This is a genomic window from Allobosea sp., from assembly GCF_017308075.1.
GTDB lineage: Bacteria > Pseudomonadota > Alphaproteobacteria > Rhizobiales > Beijerinckiaceae > Allobosea.
In genome coordinates this window covers 1-17355 of sequence record NZ_JAFKFX010000031.1, presented here as the reverse complement: position 1 = coordinate 17355, position 17355 = coordinate 1, and the positions used below count along the sequence as shown (strand labels likewise).

Annotated in this window: 15 protein-coding genes, 1 tRNA gene and 1 pseudogene; 11 read left to right on the top strand and 6 right to left on the bottom strand. The window is 67.0% G+C overall.

Annotation, left to right across the window (positions count from 1 at the left end):
- Positions 1 to 5 precede the first annotated feature (5 nt).
- The 9 genes from tsaA (at position 6) to J0J10_RS13655 (ending at position 8855) form a co-directional block, all read left to right on the top strand.
- Positions 6 to 485 (top strand): tRNA (N6-threonylcarbamoyladenosine(37)-N6)-methyltransferase TrmO, encoded by a 480-nt coding sequence (gene tsaA, locus J0J10_RS13695; protein WP_291647063.1) that lies wholly within the window; start codon positions 6 to 8, stop codon positions 483 to 485.
- The gene (locus J0J10_RS13690) at positions 472 to 1506 is read left to right on the top strand and encodes an iron ABC transporter substrate-binding protein (protein WP_291647062.1); all 1035 of its coding nucleotides are present in this window, start codon (positions 472 to 474) and stop codon (positions 1504 to 1506) included. Before tsaA ends, J0J10_RS13690 begins: the two co-directional genes overlap by 14 nt.
- A 4-nt stretch (positions 1507 to 1510) precedes the next feature.
- The gene (locus J0J10_RS13685) at positions 1511 to 2524 is read left to right on the top strand and encodes a FecCD family ABC transporter permease (protein ID WP_291638866.1); all 1014 of its coding nucleotides are present in this window, start codon (positions 1511 to 1513) and stop codon (positions 2522 to 2524) included.
- Positions 2521 to 3285, top strand: a complete 765-nt coding sequence (locus J0J10_RS13680; protein WP_291647061.1) for an ABC transporter ATP-binding protein — start codon at positions 2521 to 2523, stop codon at positions 3283 to 3285. The genes J0J10_RS13685 and J0J10_RS13680 overlap by 4 nt, the downstream gene beginning before the upstream one ends.
- Positions 3286 to 3433: 148 nt before the next feature.
- Complete coding sequence (locus J0J10_RS13675; RefSeq protein ID WP_291647060.1) at positions 3434 to 4981, top strand: serine hydrolase; 1548 nt, start codon at positions 3434 to 3436, stop codon at positions 4979 to 4981.
- A 25-nt stretch (positions 4982 to 5006) separates the two neighbouring features.
- Entirely contained in the window at positions 5007 to 5339 is a 333-nt protein-coding gene (locus J0J10_RS13670; RefSeq protein WP_291647059.1) for a hypothetical protein, read from the top strand.
- A 106-nt stretch (positions 5340 to 5445) separates the two neighbouring features.
- The gene (locus J0J10_RS13665) at positions 5446 to 6474 is read left to right on the top strand and encodes an amino acid ABC transporter substrate-binding protein (RefSeq protein WP_291647058.1); all 1029 of its coding nucleotides are present in this window, start codon (positions 5446 to 5448) and stop codon (positions 6472 to 6474) included.
- 180 nt (positions 6475 to 6654) lie between these two features.
- On the top strand, positions 6655 to 7818 hold the full coding sequence (locus tag J0J10_RS13660) for an amino acid ABC transporter permease (protein WP_291647057.1): 1164 nt from the start codon (positions 6655 to 6657) through the stop codon (positions 7816 to 7818).
- On the top strand, positions 7815 to 8855 hold the full coding sequence (locus J0J10_RS13655) for an amino acid ABC transporter permease (RefSeq protein WP_291647056.1): 1041 nt from the start codon (positions 7815 to 7817) through the stop codon (positions 8853 to 8855). Before J0J10_RS13660 ends, J0J10_RS13655 begins: the two co-directional genes overlap by 4 nt.
- Positions 8856 to 9151: 296 nt before the next feature.
- Here the strand turns inward: J0J10_RS13655 and J0J10_RS13650 are convergent.
- Together J0J10_RS13650 and J0J10_RS13645 are read right to left on the bottom strand one after the other, a co-directional pair.
- Positions 9152 to 9462, bottom strand: a pseudogene (locus J0J10_RS13650) (DUF1272 domain-containing protein).
- Between the two features lie 91 nt (positions 9463 to 9553).
- Positions 9554 to 10036 (bottom strand): Lrp/AsnC family transcriptional regulator, encoded by a 483-nt coding sequence (locus tag J0J10_RS13645; RefSeq protein ID WP_291647055.1) that lies wholly within the window; start codon positions 10034 to 10036, stop codon positions 9554 to 9556.
- A 122-nt stretch (positions 10037 to 10158) separates the two neighbouring features.
- Between J0J10_RS13645 and J0J10_RS13640 the strand changes: the two genes are divergently transcribed.
- The gene (locus tag J0J10_RS13640) at positions 10159 to 12552 is read left to right on the top strand and encodes a transketolase-like TK C-terminal-containing protein (protein WP_291647054.1); all 2394 of its coding nucleotides are present in this window, start codon (positions 10159 to 10161) and stop codon (positions 12550 to 12552) included.
- 189 nt (positions 12553 to 12741) lie between these two features.
- Here J0J10_RS13640 and J0J10_RS13635 read toward each other — a convergent pair whose 3' ends face one another.
- From J0J10_RS13635 to J0J10_RS13620, 4 genes are all read right to left on the bottom strand, one after another.
- Entirely contained in the window at positions 12742 to 14133 is a 1392-nt protein-coding gene (locus tag J0J10_RS13635; RefSeq protein ID WP_366825471.1) for an MFS transporter, read from the bottom strand.
- A gap of 113 nt (positions 14134 to 14246) precedes the next feature.
- A complete protein-coding gene (locus J0J10_RS13630; RefSeq protein WP_291638877.1) occupies positions 14247 to 14918 on the bottom strand; it encodes an LON peptidase substrate-binding domain-containing protein in 672 nt (223 codons plus the stop codon).
- Positions 14919 to 15021: 103 nt separating this feature from the next.
- Positions 15022 to 15921 (bottom strand): thioredoxin, encoded by a 900-nt coding sequence (trxA, locus tag J0J10_RS13625; RefSeq protein ID WP_291638878.1) that lies wholly within the window; start codon positions 15919 to 15921, stop codon positions 15022 to 15024.
- Positions 15922 to 16115: 194 nt separating this feature from the next.
- A complete protein-coding gene (locus J0J10_RS13620) occupies positions 16116 to 16631 on the bottom strand; it encodes a prolyl-tRNA synthetase associated domain-containing protein (RefSeq protein ID WP_291647053.1) in 516 nt (171 codons plus the stop codon).
- Between the two features lie 191 nt (positions 16632 to 16822).
- On the opposite strand from J0J10_RS13620, the gene J0J10_RS13615 reads away from it, so the two are divergent.
- A tRNA-Gly gene (locus tag J0J10_RS13615) sits at positions 16823 to 16897 on the top strand.
- The last annotated feature ends 458 nt before the right edge of the window (positions 16898 to 17355 follow it).

Here is a 17355-nt window from a genome sequence, read left to right as displayed (position 1 = left end):
CGGGCATGGATTGGCAAGCGACGCGGCCGGGCGAGACCGAAGCCCCCCTGCCCGAGCGAAGCGATGCGCATCTCGTCTTCATCGGCCGCATCCGCACGCCTTTCGCGACACGCGACCAGTGCCCGCGCCGCGGCAGCCAGGATGGGCCGCTCTGCCGGATAGAACTCGATCCGGCCTTTCGCCCGGCGCTGCTCGGCATCGAGGCCTTCGACGAGCTCGACATCCTCTACTGGATGCACGAAGCGCGGCGCGATCTGCTGACGCAGACGCCGCGTGGCGGTGCCGTCTCCGGCACCTTCGCCTTGCGCTCGCCGGTGCGGCCGAACCCGATCGCCCTGTCGCGGGTGAAGCTGGAGGGCGTCGAGGACGGCGTCCTGCTCGTGCGCGGGCTCGACTGCCTCGACGGCACGCCGCTGGTCGACATCAAGCCCTGGCGCTGCCCGCATTCGTCCGCCCGGGTGGAGAAAAGCCATGCTGGGCCCTGACAGGCGCGCCCTGCTGGCAGGCGTCGCTGCCGTACTGGCATCGCCGCGCCTCGCCCACGCCGCGACCGTTCGCGACGGCGCCGGGCGCGAGGTGCCGGTTCCCGGCAAGGTCGAGCGCATCTTCCCGGCCGGGCCGCCGGCGGCGATCCAGATCTACACGCTCGCGCCCGAATTGCTGCTCGGCTGGCCGCGCGCCAATCGGCCGGAGGAGCGCGAATTCCTGCTGCCGGGCATTGGCGACCGGCCCGAGATCGGCCGGATCACCGGGCGCGGCAACAGTGCCAATCTCGAGGCGGTGCTGCAGCTCAAGCCGGACCTGATCATCGATTCAGGCTCGACCGGCCGGACCTATGTCGAACTGGCCGAGCGGGTACAGTCGCAGACCGGCATCCCCTATGCGCTGCTGGACGGGCGTTTCGCTCAGATCCCCGCGAGCTATCGCATCCTCGGCCGTCTCACTGGCCGCTCCGAGCGGGCCGAGACGCTGGCGCGCTGGTGCGAGGAGACGATGGCGACGATAAGCGGGCGCATCGCTGCAATCCCGGCCGAGCAGCGGCCGCGCGTCTACTATGCCCGCGGCCCGCGCGGGCTGGAGACCGGGCTCGGCGGCTCGATCAATGTCGAGACGCTCGGCTTCGTCGGCGCCCGCAATGTCGCGGCGGATCAGCCAGGCAGCGGCCTCGCCCAGGTTTCGCTGGAACAGGTGCTGGCCTGGAACCCCGACGTGATCGTGACGATCGATCTTGCCTTCGCCGAGAGCGTGCGCAGCGATCCGAGCTGGGCCGGGGTCAGAGCGGTGCGCGAGGGCCGCGTGCATCTCTCGCCGAAACTGCCTTTCGGCTGGGTCGACTTCCCGCCCTCGGTCAACCGGATGATCGGCCTCTGGTGGCTGGCGAAGCTGCTCTATCCCGCACAGTTCCCGGAAGATATCCGCAAGCTCGCCCGCGATTTCCACAGCCTGTTCTACCAGGTGACGCCGAGCGAGGCACAGCTCGACCGCGTGCTCGCGGGGCGGGGGTAACCCCTTGGCCTCGTCTCCCCTGCGCGGCAACCTGATCGCCCTCGGACTGCTCGGGCTCGCCGTGATCGGCGCTTTCGCGCTCGGCCGGTTTCCGGTCGGCCCGGGCGATATCATCGGCTCGATCTGGGCATGGCTCTCGGGCAGGCCATCCGATCTGCCGCCGCAGGTCGAGACCGTGATCTGGAACATTCGCGGCCCACGCGTCCTCGCGGCGATCCTGTGCGGCGCGGCGCTCGCCGTCGCCGGCGCCGCCTTCCAAGGCCTGTTCCGCAACCCGCTCGTCTCCCCGGACATCCTCGGCGCCTCCTCCGGCGCGGCGCTGGGTGCGGTCATCGGCATCTATCTCTCACTCGGCCTGCTGGCGATCCAGCTCGCCGCCTTCGTCGGCGGGCTCGTCGCCGTCGGCGCGGTTTATGCGGTCGGCTCGACGATCAGGCGCGGCGATCCGGTGCTGGTGCTGGTACTGACCGGCGTCGTCGTCGGCTCGCTGCTCGGGGCCGGAATCGGGCTGATCAAATACTGGGCCGACCCCTACAACCAGCTGCCGGCGATCACCTTCTGGCTGCTCGGCAGCCTCGCGGGCACCGCCAGGCCCGATCTCCTGCCTTTGCTCGGCCCGGTCCTGGTCGGCACCGGCGTGCTGCTCGCCTTGCGCTGGCGGATGAACGTGATGTCCCTTCCGGAGGAGGAGGCCCGGGCCCTCGGCCTAGCCACCGGTCCCTTGCGCATCGCCATCGTCGCCGCGGCGACGCTGGTGACGGCTGCCAGCGTCGCGGCCGCAGGCATCATCGGCTGGGTCGGCCTCGTCGTGCCGCATCTGGCGCGCTTCCTGGTCGGGCCGGATTTCAGCCGGTTGCTGCCGACGGCGGCGATCCTCGGAGCCGGCTATCTCCTCGCCATCGATACGCTCGCCCGCACCGCCGCGCCGGTCGAGACCCCGCTCGGCATCCTCACCGCCGTGATCGGGACGCCCTTCTTCATCTGGCTGCTGGCCTCGGCACGCGGGGGCTGGTCATGAGCCTCGCAGCCAGCGCCCTCGCCTATGGCTATCGCGAGCGCGAGATCGGCCGCGACATCGAACTTGCCCTGAAGGCCGGCGAGGTGATGGCCCTGCTCGGCCCGAACGGCCATGGCAAGACCACACTGCTCAAGACCCTGCTCGGCCTGCTGCCTGCCCGCGGCGGCGGCCTCAGCCTCGACGGCCAGCCACTGGCCGCGCTCGGTATCGGCGCGCGGGCGCGGGCGCTCGGCTATGTGCCGCAGGCCCATGCCGGCACCTTCGCCTTCACCGTCGCCGAGATCGTCCTGATGGGCCGCACGGCTCATGCCGGGCTCTTCGCGGCCCCCTCCGCGCATGACCGCGCGGTCGCACGCGCCATGCTGGAACGGCTCGGGATCGCGGCGCTGGCAAAGCGGCCTTACACCGAGATCTCCGGCGGCGAGCGGCAACTCGCGCTCGTCGCCCGCGCTCTGGCGCAGGAACCGCGCTACATCATCCTCGACGAGCCGACCGCCAGCCTCGATTTCGGCAACCAGGGCAAGGTGATGGCACAGATCCGCCGGCTCGCGGCGGAGGGGCTCGGCGTGCTCTTCACCACGCACGACCCGAACCAGGCACTGCGCTATGCCGACCGGGTAATGCTGCTGCGCGACGGGCACGCCTTGGCGAGCGGGCCCGCAGCCGCCCTGCTGACACCGGATAATCTCGTCGCGCTCTACGGCAGCGCGGTCGAGACTGTGCGCGATGCCGATGGCCGGCTCGCCTTCCTGCCGGGCTGACACCGGACCGACACAACATCTGGTCAGAATCTCCCGATCCTGTTTACCTAACGGCAGACAAGACCATGCAAGCTTGCGGCCATCTGCCAGGCCCGCCGCGCCTCCTAGCCGCGAATTTTCGGCCTTTTCAATGTTCTGGAGCGACTGGATGAAGCGTTTCCTGGGAGCCACCTTTCTGCGCGGCCTTGCGCTCGCCGGCGCGTTGACCGTCAGCGGCGTGCAGGCGCAGGAGCCGAGCCAAGCAACGATCGAGGCGCTGTTGCCGGAGCTGGAGAAGCAGGTCGCCGCCGGCATGAAGGCGTTTTCGGTGCCCGGCGTCGCGCTCGGCATCGTCCATGACGACAAGCTGATCTACGCCAAGGGTTTTGGTGTCAAAGCCCAGGGCAAGCCCGAAGCGGTGGGCGCGGAGACGCTGTTCCAGGTCGGCTCGACGACAAAGGCCTTTCTCGGTGTGACGCTGGCGCAGGCGGTCGATGCCGGCCGGATCGGCTGGAACGACCCGGTGATCGACCATCACCCCGCCTTCCAGCTCTCCGATCCCTGGATCACCCGCGACTTCCGCGTGCTCGACCTCGCGGCGCAGCGTTCCGGGCTGACGCCTTACGTCAATGACGCTCTCGCCCTGCTCGGCTTCGACAGGGCAACGCTGATCCGCTCGATGCGCGTGGCGCCGCAGACAGGCGCCTTCCGCTCTGATTTCCGCTATCTCAACATCCCGCATATCGTCGGCGGCGAGATCGTCGCCAAGGCCAATGGCACGCCCTCCTGGTTCGCCTCTCTGAAGCGCAGCGTGCTCGACCCGCTGGGCATGGCATCGACCACGGCGAGCGCCGAGGCGATCGAGAAAGCCGCAGACCACGCGACCGGGCACCGGCTCGACGCCGCCCCCGTCGCGGTGCCGTTCCATCCCTCCTTCCCCTATGCGCACGGGCCCGCCGGGGGGCTCAACTCGAACGTGCCCGACATGGCGAAATGGCTGCGCCTGCAGCTCGGCCGCGGCATTTTCAACGGCAAGGTCGTCGTCTCGGAAGAGCATCTCGACGTAACCTGGACGCCGCGCGTCGCCATGAACGAGCGGACCAGCTATGCGGTCGGCTGGATCATCAGCGCGACGCCGCGCGGGCGGGTAATCTGGCACAATGGCGGAACCTTCGGCTTCGGCGCCCATGCGGGCTTCCTGCCCGATGCCAGGACCGGCATCGTCATCCTGACCAATCTCGAGAATAGCGGCATGGCGGACGCATTGGGCATGTGGTTCTACGACCGCGTCCTCGGCAATCCGGTCGTCGACAATATTGCGCTCGGCGCCGCCGCCGCGAAGGCCAAGCGCGAAGCCGCGCTGAAAGAGGCCGCCGGCTTCGTCCCCGGCCCCCTGGCTGCCAATGCCTCCGCCCTCGCCGGAACCTATGTCTCGCGGATCCTCGGCGAGGCGACCATCACCCTGGTCAACGGCAACCTCCAGATGAAACTGGAGGCGACCGAGGCCATCGGCCTGCTCGAAGCGAGTCGGGACGACCCTTTCCTGTTCGCGGCGACGCTCGCACCGGTCGGCGACTTTGCCGCCCCGGTGGCGATGAGCGGCGGCGAGGCCTTCACCCGGCTGCGCTTCGAGCCCGACAACAATGGCAGGATCACGCAGCTGCGCTGGCTCAGCCCCGAGCTGCCGCATCTCTTCAGCCGAGCGCCGGCACAGTGATCCGGCCACAGCGAGGATATCCGACATGATTCTCCGCCCTGCCCTCATTCTGAGCCTGGCCGCCTTCATTGCGGCCGCGCCGGTCGCGATCGCGGCGCCCGCCTTCGCGCCCTTGCCGATCGGCACGCAAGCCCTGCCAGTCGAGCCGGCGCGCTCGCTGCTGAAGAACTTCCTCGACGCGCTCGGCGACGACGATGTCCATGACGACCATTACGACTGGAAGGACTACCGCAACTCGACCTCGCGCAAGGAGCGCATCCGCGACTATTACGAGATGCAGCGGCAGGACCAGAAGGCCTATTGGAAGGATCAGAAGGAGATGCAGAAGCGCGCGATCAAGGCCCAGCGCGGCTGGTGACGGAAGACGTCAGCTAGATTTGTCGCCCCCCCTACCTCTCCCGATGCGCCTGTTGCATAGTCAGCCCCAGCGCCGCGCATGACGCCTAAGGACGCAGGGGAGCGACATGAAGACCATCTACCTCGCAGGAGCCATCTTCGCCGGCAGCGCCTCGATGGCGCTCGCCCAGCAGCTCGCGCCGAGCCCGACGCTCGATGCCGTCAAGGCGCGCGGCCATATCGAATGCGGCGTGCATCTCGGCCTGCCCGGCTTCTCCTTCGCCAATGACAAAGGCGAATGGACCGGCCTCGACGTCGACTATTGCAAGGCGCTGGCTGCCGCCGTGCTCGGCGACGCCACCAAGGTCAAGTTCACGCCGACTTCGGTGCAGCAACGCTGGCCGATCCTGCAATCGGGCCAGGTCGACCTGCTCTCGCGCAACTCGACCATCACCTTCTCGCGCAACGCCACGCTCGGCCTGAACTTCCAGGGCATCAACTTCTACGAAGGCCAGACCTTCATCGTCCGCAAGAAGGCGAATGTGAAGTCGGCAGAGGATCTCGACGGCGCCTCGATCTGCGTCGCCGCCGGCTCGACCGAGGAGAAGAACGCCGCCGACTGGTTCCGCGAGCGCAACCTCAAGGTGACCATCACCAACTTCCAGAAGAATGACGACGCCATCACCGCCTATGACAGCGGCCGCTGCGACGCCTATACCGCCGGCGTCGGCGCCCTCGCCGGCCAGCGCGTCAAGCTCAAGGTCCCGGACGACCACATCATCCTGACCAAGCCGATCTCGAACGACCCGCAGGGCCCGGTGACGCGCTGGGGCGACGAGCGCTGGCAGCTGATCGTGCGCTGGGTACTGAACGGCACCATCGCCGCCGAAATGCTCGGCGTGACCTCCAAGAACGTCGACGAGATGAAGGCGAACTCGAAGAACACCGAGGTCCGCCGCCTGCTCGGCGCCGAGGGCGGCTTCGGCGCGATGATGGGGCTGCCCGACGACTGGATGTACAAGGTGATCAAGCAGGTCGGAAACTATGGCGAGAGCTATGAGCGCACCGTCGGCATGGGCTCGACGCTGAAGCTCGAGCGCGGCCAGAACCAGCTCTGGACCAAGGGCGGGCTGCTCTTCACGCCGCCCTTCCAGTGAGAGCGGGACGGCGGCTGCGCCTCAGGCGCCGGAACCGCCGTCATTCCGGACCAGCGGCTTAGCCGCGCAGCTCCGGAATCCATCGTGGAGCGCCTCGCCCGGCGATGGATTCCAGCCCTTCGCTTCGCTGCGGCCGGAATGACGGCCCGCACTTTCAGCCTTCTCAGCGAGCCTGTGATCGTGAGCAAAGCCCTCGCCTTCATCAACGACAAGCGGGTGCGCGACTGGTTCTACCAGGCCGCGCTGCTGATCGGACTTGCGGCGCTGCTGATCTACTTCATCCGCAACGCCTCGCAGAACATGGTCCAGGCCGGCATCGCCTCGGGCTTCGATTTCCTCTGGCGGACCTCCGGCATCGAGGTCCCCTTCGTCATCACCAATTACACACAGTCCGACAACATCCTCTCCCTGTTCTGGGCCGGCGTCGCCAATACGCTGCTAGTGACGGTGATCGCGCTGGTGCTCTCGACGCTGCTCGGCTTCCTGATCGGCATCGCCCGGCTCTCCTCGATCTGGCTCGTCCAGGCCATGGCCGGCGCCTATGTCGAGTTCGTCCGCAACATCCCGCTGCTGTTCTTCGTGCTGTTCTGGTATTTCGGTGTCATCGCCGCCCTGCCCGCGCCGCGCGAGAGCCTGTCGGTCTTCGGCGTCGCCTTCCTCAACAATCGCGGCCTGACCATCCCGCTGCCCGATGCCGGCGCCAACTTCCGCTACGCCTTCATCGCGATCGCCGTCTCCTGCCTGCTGCACTGGCTGTTCCTGCGCTGGGCCAGGCGTCGCAAGGAAGCGACCGGGCGCGACGCGCCGGTGCTGCGTATCGGCCTGCTGCTGCTCGTCCTCGTCCCCGTCCTCGCGCTTGCCTGGGCGACGCTGGCGACGCGCTGGGACATTCCCGTGCTGCGCGGCTTCAACTACCGCGGCGGCTTCGTCGTCATCCCGGAGTTCGTCGCGCTGCTGGCGGCATTGGTCACCTATACCGCCGGCTTCATCGCCGAGATCGTGCGCGGCGGCATCCAGTCGGTGCCGCACGGCCAGATCGAGGCCTCGGCGGCGCTCGGCCTCAGGCCCGGCCCGACGCTGCGGCTCGTCACCATCCCGCAGGCGCTGCGGGTGATGACGCCACCAATGACCAACCAATATCTCAACGTGCTGAAGAACTCGTCCTTCGGCGCCGCGATCGCCTATCCCGACGTGGTCAGCCTGTTCATGGGCTCGGCACTCAACAATACCGGCCAGGCGATCGAGATCATCGCCATGACGCTCGCCGTCTATCTGGTCATCGGCCTCGCCGTCTCGGCCTTCATGAACTGGTACAATGCCCGCATCGCGCTGGTGACGCGATGAGGACCGGCGTCCCGACCAGCTGGCGCGAGCGCCTGTTCGGCACGCCGGTAACGGCGGTGGTGACGCTGCTGCTCGCCGCCGCCATCGCCTGGATCGCGACCCCGATCATCCGCTGGGCGCTGATCGACGCGACATGGAACGGGCAGACGCGCAATGACTGCACCGGCACCGGCGCCTGCTGGGTCTTCGTCAAGGCCCGCTTCGGCCAGTTCATGTACGGCTTCTATCCGATCGAGGAGCGCTGGCGGCCGAATCTCGCCGGACTCGCCTTCCTGCTCGGCGGCGGCGCCGTCGTCTTCGCGCCGCAGCGGCTGAGGCTGCGCCTCGGCCTTGCCGCGCTCGTCATCCTGCCGCTGCTCGGCGTCTGGCTGCTCGGCGGCGGATATGGCCTGAGAGCCATCGAGACGCGCGAATGGGGCGGGCTGATGCTGACCGTCTTCATCTCGATCTATGCCAGCCTGATCGCGATCCCGCTCGGCATCCTGCTGGCGCTCGGCCGGCAGTCGGAACTCAAGGTCATCCGGCTGATCGCAGTGCTGTTCATCGAGTTCTGGCGCGGCGTGCCGATCATCGCGGTGATCTTCCTCGCCTCGCTGCTGCTGCCGCTGATCATGCCCACCGGCATCGGCGTCGACCGGCTGGCGCGCGCCGTGATCGGGCTCGGCTTCTGCATCGCCGCCTATATGGCGGAAGCCGTGCGCGGCGGCTTGCAGGCCCTGCCCAAGGGCCAGCGCGAGGCCGCAACCGCTCTCGGCCTGACCTATTGGAAGGCGACCTCGTTCATCATCCTGCCGCAGGCGCTGCGGATCTCGCTGCCGGCGATCACCAACGAGTTCATCGCACTGGTGAAGAACACCACGCTGGTCCTCGTCGTTTCGATCCTCGACCTGCTCGGCATCGCCCAGGCCTCGCTCGCCGATCCGAACTGGGTCGGCATGAACATGGAGGCCTATGTGTTCTCGGGCGGTATCTACTGGCTGATCTGCTTTGCGCTGTCGCGCTGGAGCCGCAGCCTGGAGACGAAGCGGGGACGGTGAGGTCTTCGCAAGGCATGAGCCGACGAACGGGGCTCCCAGGAGAGCGGCGTCCGTCTCCGCGATCGATAAGAGATAGATTCCGAATCCTGGCGTAAATATCTGAAATCGCAAATATTTTCTGCTATCGTGGCCCTATGGGGAGAGCGTCATTCCGGACAGGCTGCAAAGCCGCGCCGATCCGGAGCCCATTGTCGATCGCCGTTTCGTACGATGGATTCCGGCACTCCGCTTCGCTGCGGCCGGAATGACGGAGCGGTTCCGAAGGGACTTCTGTAACCGGGACAGCCGCTCGCCCCTTACCGCTCCTGCGGCGGCACCGCCCGCAGGCGCTGCGTCAACTCGCGACGCTGCTCTGGCGTCCATTTCGAATGCTTGCGGGTGGTCGAGGCCGGGCGGTTGGCGAGGCCGAGCCCGATGCCGCGCAGATCGTTGACCGGGCGGATCGGACGCTGGACGAAGCCCCTCCGCAGCTCGGGCAGACGTTCTCCAGCACCCGCTCGGCGCACTCCGCACAGTAGGTGCATTCATAGCTGCAGATCCGCGCCTCAAGCGAGGCCGGCGGCAGGTCACGGTCGCAGAGTTCGCAGTTCGGGCGCAGTTCCAGCATCGTCGTCCTCCGGCGGGCCCGTCCGTGACGGGGACGGCGCGTCCGATTGAAACGAAAGCCGTCATCCTGGACAAGCGACGACCGACGTAGCTCAGTTCCCCCCCAGCTCCACCGGCACCGAGAAGGAGCGCTTCACCTGGCCGAGCGCAAAGCTCGATTCGATCGAGGCGACATTGTCGAGCCGGGTCAGCTTATCCTTCAGGAAGCGCTCATAGGCGGCGAGATCGCTGACGATGATGCGCAGGAGATAGTCGCGCTGGCCGGTCATCAGATAGCAGTCGGCAACCTCCGGCCAACGCTGCACGGCCGCACCGAAACGGTCGAGTTCCTCCTCGCGCTGCCGCTCCAGCTTGATCGAGGCGAAGACCGAGACGGGAAGGCCGAGCTTCTCCTGGTCGATCACCGCGACATAGCCCTTGATCACCCCGGCCTCCTCGAGAAGCCTCACCCGCCTTGCGCAGGGGCTCGGGGACAGGCCGACCTGGGCGGCGAGGTCCAGAATGCTCATCCGCCCGTCGGCCTGCAGGGCCTGCACGATGCGGCGATCGATATCGTCGAGTTTGGGATTTGGCATGAATTCTCGCTCCTCGCCGCAACCTTAGCGAAATCCGCCAAGTTGAGAAGCGCGCAGCGTCGTCTTTAGCTGCTTTCGCCAGAGCGGATGTGCATGATACGCTAATCCAAGGAGCGCGCCCGATGTCCGATCCCCGCCTGCCCATTCTCGCCGAACTGGAAAAGAAGATTCTCTGGCTGGCCTCGTGGACGATCCACAACGCCAACCATCTGCGCGATAATGGCGACGGCATGAAGGTCGGCGGCCATCAGGCGTCCTCGGCCTCGCTCGCCACCATCATGACCGCGCTCTACATGGCCGCGCTGAAGCCGCAGGACCGGGTCGCGGTGAAGCCGCATGCCTCGCCGATTTTCCACGCCATCAACTATCTGATGGGGCTGCAGACCCGCGAGAAGCTCGAGAATTTCCGCGGCTACAAGGGCGCGCAGAGCTATCCCTCGCGCACCAAGGACATTGACGACGTCGATTTCTCGACCGGCTCGGTCGGCCTCGGCGTGGCACAGACGCTGTTCTCCTCGCTGACCCAGGACTATGTGAAGGCGCATGGCTGGGCGAAGAACCGCCCCGAAGGCCGCATGGTCTCGCTGATCGGCGATGCCGAGCTCGACGAGGGCAACATCTTCGAGGCTCTGATGGAGGGCTGGAAGCATGGGGTGCGCAACACCTGGTGGGTGATCGACTATAATCGCCAGTCGCTCGACGCCGTGATCCGCGAAGGCCTCTATGACCGCTTCGAGACGATGTTCCGCAATTTCGGCTGGGACGTCGTCACCCTGAAATACGGCTCGCTGCAGCAGGCCGCCTTCAAGGAGAAGGGCGGCGAGCGGCTGAAGGCCTGGATCGATTCCTGCCCGAACCAGCTCTATTCGGCCCTGACCTTCCAGGGCGGTGCCGCCTGGCGCAAGCGCCTGATGGACGATCTCGGCGACCAGGGCCCGGTGACCAAGCTGATCGAGAAGCGCTCCGACGCCGAGCTCTCGAAGCTGATGTGCAATCTCGGCGGCCATGACCTGCCCTCGATCCTCGAAGCCTTCGAGGCGATCGACCATGACCGGCCGGTCTGCTTCCTCGCCTACACCGTCAAGGGCTTCGGCCTGCCGCTCGCCGGGCACAAGGACAACCATGCCGGGCTGATGACCAAGGAGCAGATGGAAGGCTTCAAGCAGGCCAACAAGGTCCGCCCGGGCCATGAATGGGACCTGTTCGAGGGCCTCTCCCTGTCCGAGAGCGAGATCCGCGCCTTCCTCGACAAGGTGCCGTTCTTCGCCGAGGGCCGCCGCCGCTACAGCGCCCCCGCTCTCCCCGTTCCGGAGAAGCTCGAAGCCGGGATCCAGCCGGTGATGTCGACGCAGATGGGCTTCGGCAAGGTGCTCGACGAGCTCGCCAAGCTGGGCGGGCCACTGGCCGACCGCATCGTCACCACGGCGCCGGACGTCACGGTCTCGACCAATCTCGGACCCTGGGTCAACAGGCGCGGCCTGTTCGCACGCGCCTCGATGGCCGACACCTTCAAGGACGAGCGCATCCCCTCGATGCAGAAATGGGAGTTCTCTCCCAAGGGCCAGCATATCGAGCTCGGCATCGCCGAGATGAACCTGTTCATCAATCTCTCGGCACTCGGCCTGTCGCATTCGATCTTCGGCGAGCGCCTGATTCCGATCGGCACGCTCTACGACCCGTTCATCTCGCGCGGGCTCGATGCGCTGAACTATGCCTGCTACCAGGATGCCCGCTTCATGGTCGTCGCGACGCCGTCGGGCGTCACGCTGGCGCCGGAAGGCGGCGCGCATCAGTCGATCGCGACGCCGCTGATCGGCATGAGCCAGGACGGGCTCTGCGCCTTCGAGCCGGCCTTCGTCGACGAGCTTGCCGTGATGATGCGCTGGTCCTTCGAATATCTGCAGAAGGATGGCGAGGGCGATCCGGACGAGCGCACCTGGCTGCGCGACGAGACCGGCGGCTCGGTCTATCTCAGGCTCTCGACCCGCCAGGTCGAGCAGCCCAAGCGCGCCATGACGCCGGAGCTGGAGCGCGACATCATCGACGGCGCCTATTGGCTGAGGAAGCCGGGCCCGAACGCCTCGGTGGTGATCGCCTATACCGGCGCGGTCGCTCCGGAAGCGATCGAGGCCGTCGGCCTGCTCGGCGAGGATCGCCGCGATGTCGGCCTGCTCGCCATCACCTCGGCCGACCGGCTGAATGCCGGCTGGCAGGCGGCGGAACGGGCGCGCCAGCGCGGCAATCTTCGCGCCACCAGCCATGTCGAGCGCCTGCTCGGCGAGCTCTCGCGCGATTGCGGCATCGTCTCGGTGCTGGACGGACATCCGGCGACGCTGGCCTGGCTCGGCAGCGTCCACGGCCACAAGCAGAAGGCGCTCGGCGTCGAGCATTTCGGGCAGACCGGCACGGTCGCCGACCTCTACCGCCATTTCGGCATCGATGCGAACGCGATCGTCCACGCGGCGCAGGCGGCGGCGCCCGGCCGCCCGGTCAGGTATCTGAAGGCGCTGCCGTAAGGCGCGCTTGCCTTCTCCCCTTGTGGGAGAAGGTAGCCCGAAGGGCCGGATGAGGGGTCGCGCTGCGCTCCTTCACGTCATGGTCGGGCTTGTCCCGACCATCCACGTCTTGCTTCGGGCCTTGCGGTTCAAAGACATGGATGCTCGCCACAAGGGCAAGCATGACGAAAGCGGTTCAGGCGGACGAAGTCAGCCCCGCCTCACCTTCACGCCGGCGATCAGCCAGGCCCCGGCCAGGAAAAAGCCGATCAGAACGGCGAGCCCGGCGCGCTGGCTGGCGAAGAGGCTCGTCGCCAATGCGACCAGGGTCGGCCCCATGAAGGACGTCACCTTCCCCGAGAGCGCGAACAGGCCGAAGAACTCGCCGATCCGGGCCGGCGGGGCGATGCGGGCGAGCAGGCTGCGCGAGGAGGCCTGCAAGGGCCCGGCGACGAGACCGATCAGGAGACCCAGCCCGAGATAGACCTTCTCCGGCAGCGAGGCGAAGAGCCCGTCGCCGGGCGCCGCCGGCACCGCCTCGATGAAGAAGAAGACCTGGCCCGGCCCGAGCGAGAGAATGCCGAGACAGGCGAAGAGCAGGCAGGCGATGGCGCCGAGGATCACCGGCTTGCCGCCGAAGGCATCGTCGAGCTTGCCGCCGAGGAAAGCGCCGAGCGTGCCGGTGATGGTGAGCAGGATGCCGAAGACCCCGAGCTCGATCGTCTGCCAGCCGAACACCCCTGCCCCGTAAATGCCGCCGAAGGCGAAGAGCGCGACCAGCCCGTCCTGGTAGATCATATTGGCTAGCAGGAAACGGCCCAGGCCCGGCAGGCTCGGCAGCTCCGCCAGCGTCGCCTTCAGCCGCGCAACGCCGCCACCGGCAGCCTCGCGGAAGGATATGCCGGTGCGCGGCGAATCCGGCGTCAGCAGGAACATCGGCGTGACGAAGATCACGAACCAGAGCGCTGTCAGCGGCCCGGAGAACCGGTCCCCCTCGCGACTCGCCGCATCCAGCCCGAAGAGCGGCGAGAGGCCGACGAGCGTATTGCCAGTGTGCGGATCGGCTGCCAGCAGGCCGAGCGTAAGGGCCAGCGATACGAGCCCGCCGAGATAGCCGACGGCCCAGCCGGTGCCGGAAAGCCGCCCCAGACGCTCGGGCGGCACGAGCCGCGTCATCATCGCATTGTTGAAGGTGGTGGCGAACTCGGCGCCGATCGTCGCCATGACGAAGCCGGCGAGCGCAATCGGCACGGCCGCAGGCGAGCCGGGCTTGGCGTACCAGAGCATGCCCGAGCCGATGACGAGCAGCGCCCCGAAGCTGGCGATCCAGGGCTTTCGCGGACCGGTCCGGTCGGCGATGCCGCCGAGCAAGGGCGAGAGCAAGGCGATGCAGAGGCCGGCAAAGCCCGTCGCATAGCCCCAGAGCGCCTGCCCCTGGGCCGGATCGGAAGCAAGCGCGGCGGCGAAGAAGGGCGCGAAGACGAAGGTCGTGACGAGGGTGAAGAAGGGCTGCGCCGCCCAGTCGAAGAAGATCCAGGCGACGACCGAGCGCCGCGGCGGATAGGTGATCGCCACGCGGCCATCACTGCTCGAATGATTCATCGCCGGGCTCGGAGCGTCACGCTGGGGTTCGATGGGAGCGAGACCGCGTCGGACCGGATCGGTAAGTCGCGGCGCGCCGGAATGGCACGGGAAGGCGGTCTATTCGTGACGGCTCACTGCAGCGTCGTGTCCGGATCGGAGCCGCCGCGGGCGAGCTCGATTTCCGTGATCGCGACGAGAACCTCGGCGCGGCTGCGCAGATCAGGTGCCTCGAGCAGGGCCTGCTTCTCGCGCGGGCCGAACGGGCACATCATCGAGAGCGCGTTGACCAGAGCCTCGTTCGGTGCCTCGTTGACGCCCTTCCAGTCGATCTTCAGCTCGTTCGCCTTGGCGAAGCTGCGCAGCGCCTTGAGCAGGCTCGCGCGGTCGACGGCCTCCTCGCCGGCCCGCGCCTGGAAATCGACCGTGAAATCGTCATAGGAAACCCGTGCCTGGCGATAGGCGGTGCTGACCGAAAGCTCCTCGAGCAATCGAAAGCGGGAAATGCCGGTCAGGGTGAGGATATAGCGGTCGTCGCCGGTCTCGGCGAACTGGGTGATGCGGCCGAGGCAACCGACCTGCAACAGCGGCGGCGCCGTCGACTGCCGGCCGTTTTCCGGCTCGGGCTGGATCAGTCCGATGACGCGATGCGTGCGGATCGCGTCGTCGACCATGGCGAGATAGCGCGGCTCGAAGATGTTGAGCGGCATCTGCCCGCGCGGCAGCAGCAGCGCGCCGCTGAGCGGAAACAGCGGGATCACCGCCGGGCAATCCTCAGGCCCGTGATAAACCGCGTTCATGCCCATCGGCGCCTGCCCATCTGCTCCTGGCCTTCCTGTTCCGGCTCTCACTTTAGGATAGAGACCGCTTTGCCGATCGGCTTGCAGAACCAGCCGATCGGCACGAGTTCTAGGCGAAGAGCGCGGTCGACAGCTTGCGCCGGCCGGCGACGCTATGCTCGTCCATCGGCCCCCAGGCCTCGAAGAACTGCAGCAGCTGCTTGCGCGCGCCATCCTCGTTCCAGCCCCGATCCGCCTTGAGAATGGCGATCAGCTGGTCGACCGCCTCCTCGCGCCTTTCGCGGGCGTTCAGCGCGAGCGCGAGGTCGAAACGGGCCTGATAATCCTTCGGGTTCGCGGCGACTTTGGCCTCGAGCTCGGCGGTGTCGCCGAGCGAGGCCGCCTGCTCGGCGAGCTCGATCGCGGCACGCAGCGCCGTCACGGCCTGGTCCTCGGCCTTGTCGGCCGGCACCATGGCGAGGAAGCCCTTGGCGCCCTCGATGTCGCCCTCGTCGAAATGCAGCCGGGCCATACCGGCGATCGCCGCGACATTCGCCGGCTCCACCGCCAGCACCTCGGCATAGAGTTCGCTCGCGCCGCCGGCATCGCCGGCCTCGATCGCCTCGGCGGCGGCGGCGAGCATCTCCTCGACCGGCCCCGGCCCCATTGGCCCGACGAGCTTCTCGATGAAGGCCTTGATCTGGCCCTCCGGCTGGGCGCCCATGAAGCCATCGACCGGCTGGCCGCGCTGGAAGGCGATCACCGCCGGAATCGACTGAATGCCGAGCTGGCCGGGAATCGCCGGATGCTCGTCGATGTTCATCTTGACCAGCTTGACCTTGCCGCCGGCCTCGTTGATCACCTTCTCGATCACCGGTGTCAGCTGCTTGCACGGGCCGCACCAGGGCGCCCAGAAATCGACCAGCACCGGCTGGTTCATCGATTCCGCAATGACATCCTGCCGGAAGCCCTGCGTCGTCGTATCCTTGATCAGCCCGTTGGCCGGTGCCGCTTCGCCATTGACCAGCATGGGTCGTCCTTCATCTCGTCAACAAGCCGGGCGCCGCGCCGGCAGGGCCGCAGCCCCGCCTTTTAGGCCATCGCCCGGACAATCGAAACCGCCGGGCAACGCTGCCCGATCCGCGCCCCATAGATGGGGAGCTTCATCCGTTCTGTCCATTGCCCCGGCGCATCTCATGTGCCGGCCGGCACAGGTTTTCGGCCTCAGGCCTCTGGCGGCGCCGGCAGCGCGACGACCAGCGGCTCGTGGCCGCTCGCGCGCAGGAAGGCCAGCATGTCGTCGCGGGCGATGCCGAGCGTCGCCGTATTGACCAGCGGATGGAAGTTCATCGGCTCCCCCGTCATCAGGCCGGCGTCGAGAACCATGGTCACATCGCCGGCCCGGTCGTTGATCACGGCGAAGGCGGTGACGGAGCCCGGCGTGACACCGAGCTTCTCCATCAGGAGCTCGGCCGAGCCGAAGGAGAGCCTTCCGCTGGCACCGAGCGTCTCGTGCAGGCGCTTCAGGTCGATTCGCGTGCTCTCCAGCGCGGAGACCAGGAAAAGCCGGCCCTTCTTGTCCTTGAGAAAGAGATTCTTGGTGTGATGACCGCTGATCGCCCCGCGCAATTCCTTGGATTCGGCGACGGTGAAGACCGCCTCATGGTCGATTCGGGTGGTTTCGATACCGAGCTTGTCCAAGGCGGCGACGAGATCCTGAGGCGAAATTGGCGCGGTCATCATTGTCCTGAAAAACGCGAAAAAGCTGAGATTTCCTAACCTTCCGTCTGGGTAGGAGCAAGCCTGACGCCTCATACGCTGCCCTGCCGGGAAGCGAGTTGTGAAATTCCTGCAACAAGGCACTTGCGCTCCTCGCGGCGATGGGCAATAAGCCGCCCATCGCCGCTGCGGCGGCGATGAATGTCTCGGATGCGGGTGTAGCTCAGGGGTAGAGCACAACCTTGCCAAGGTTGGGGTCGTGGGTTCGAATCCCATCGCCCGCTCCAGACAGTCTCTGATTAAGAGAAGCATGCAAGCGTCGGGTTTCCCGGCGCTTTTTGCTTTTTGGGCCTGAGCATTTTGAGAGCATTTCCGAAGGTGCTCGAAAGCCCGTGGTTACTTCGCGGTTACAAGTAGCATCCGGAGCCGCAAAGAGCCCCTCGCCCCGCTCCCGCTAATCCTCACTGGTTGAAGCGATTTTCCCAGTGCTACCGTGGGAAATGCGGATGCGGGCGGTCGTGAGCTCGCGGCGGAGGTAGTGCTCGACCTGTTCGGTTAATGCAGACTTTTGCTCCGGGACAATCCGTCAGCAGTGCGCCGATATCGTTGAAAAAGTCGGCCATTTGAGCGCTGCTGCCGGGCGGCGGATCTGGCCGATCGAGGCTCGCCTTCTCATGCGGCCCTGATCTGTGGCCCGTTCGGAAGGAGCTTTGCGAGTTTCCTGAGGTTCTGGGCGGCAGCGGCG

Excerpts from the sequence above, each read along its gene's own strand:
- tsaA (WP_291647063.1), top strand. The coding sequence starts at position 6 with ATGGATTGGCAAGCGACGCGGCCGGGCGAGACCGAAGCCCCCCTGCCC.
- J0J10_RS13690 (WP_291647062.1), top strand. The coding sequence starts at position 472 with ATGCTGGGCCCTGACAGGCGCGCCCTGCTGGCAGGCGTCGCTGCCGTA.
- J0J10_RS13680 (WP_291647061.1), top strand. The coding sequence starts at position 2,521 with ATGAGCCTCGCAGCCAGCGCCCTCGCCTATGGCTATCGCGAGCGCGAG.
- J0J10_RS13675 (WP_291647060.1), top strand. The coding sequence starts at position 3,434 with ATGAAGCGTTTCCTGGGAGCCACCTTTCTGCGCGGCCTTGCGCTCGCC.
- J0J10_RS13670 (WP_291647059.1), top strand. The coding sequence starts at position 5,007 with ATGATTCTCCGCCCTGCCCTCATTCTGAGCCTGGCCGCCTTCATTGCG.
- J0J10_RS13665 (WP_291647058.1), top strand. The coding sequence starts at position 5,446 with ATGAAGACCATCTACCTCGCAGGAGCCATCTTCGCCGGCAGCGCCTCG.
- J0J10_RS13655 (WP_291647056.1), top strand. The coding sequence starts at position 7,815 with ATGAGGACCGGCGTCCCGACCAGCTGGCGCGAGCGCCTGTTCGGCACG.
- J0J10_RS13645 (WP_291647055.1), bottom strand. The coding sequence starts at position 10,036 with ATGCCAAATCCCAAACTCGACGATATCGATCGCCGCATCGTGCAGGCC.
- J0J10_RS13640 (WP_291647054.1), top strand. The coding sequence starts at position 10,159 with ATGTCCGATCCCCGCCTGCCCATTCTCGCCGAACTGGAAAAGAAGATT.
- J0J10_RS13635 (WP_366825471.1), bottom strand. The coding sequence starts at position 14,133 with ATGAATCATTCGAGCAGTGATGGCCGCGTGGCGATCACCTATCCGCCG.
- J0J10_RS13630 (WP_291638877.1), bottom strand. The coding sequence starts at position 14,918 with ATGGGCATGAACGCGGTTTATCACGGGCCTGAGGATTGCCCGGCGGTG.
- trxA (WP_291638878.1), bottom strand. The coding sequence starts at position 15,921 with ATGCTGGTCAATGGCGAAGCGGCACCGGCCAACGGGCTGATCAAGGAT.
- J0J10_RS13620 (WP_291647053.1), bottom strand. The coding sequence starts at position 16,631 with ATGACCGCGCCAATTTCGCCTCAGGATCTCGTCGCCGCCTTGGACAAG.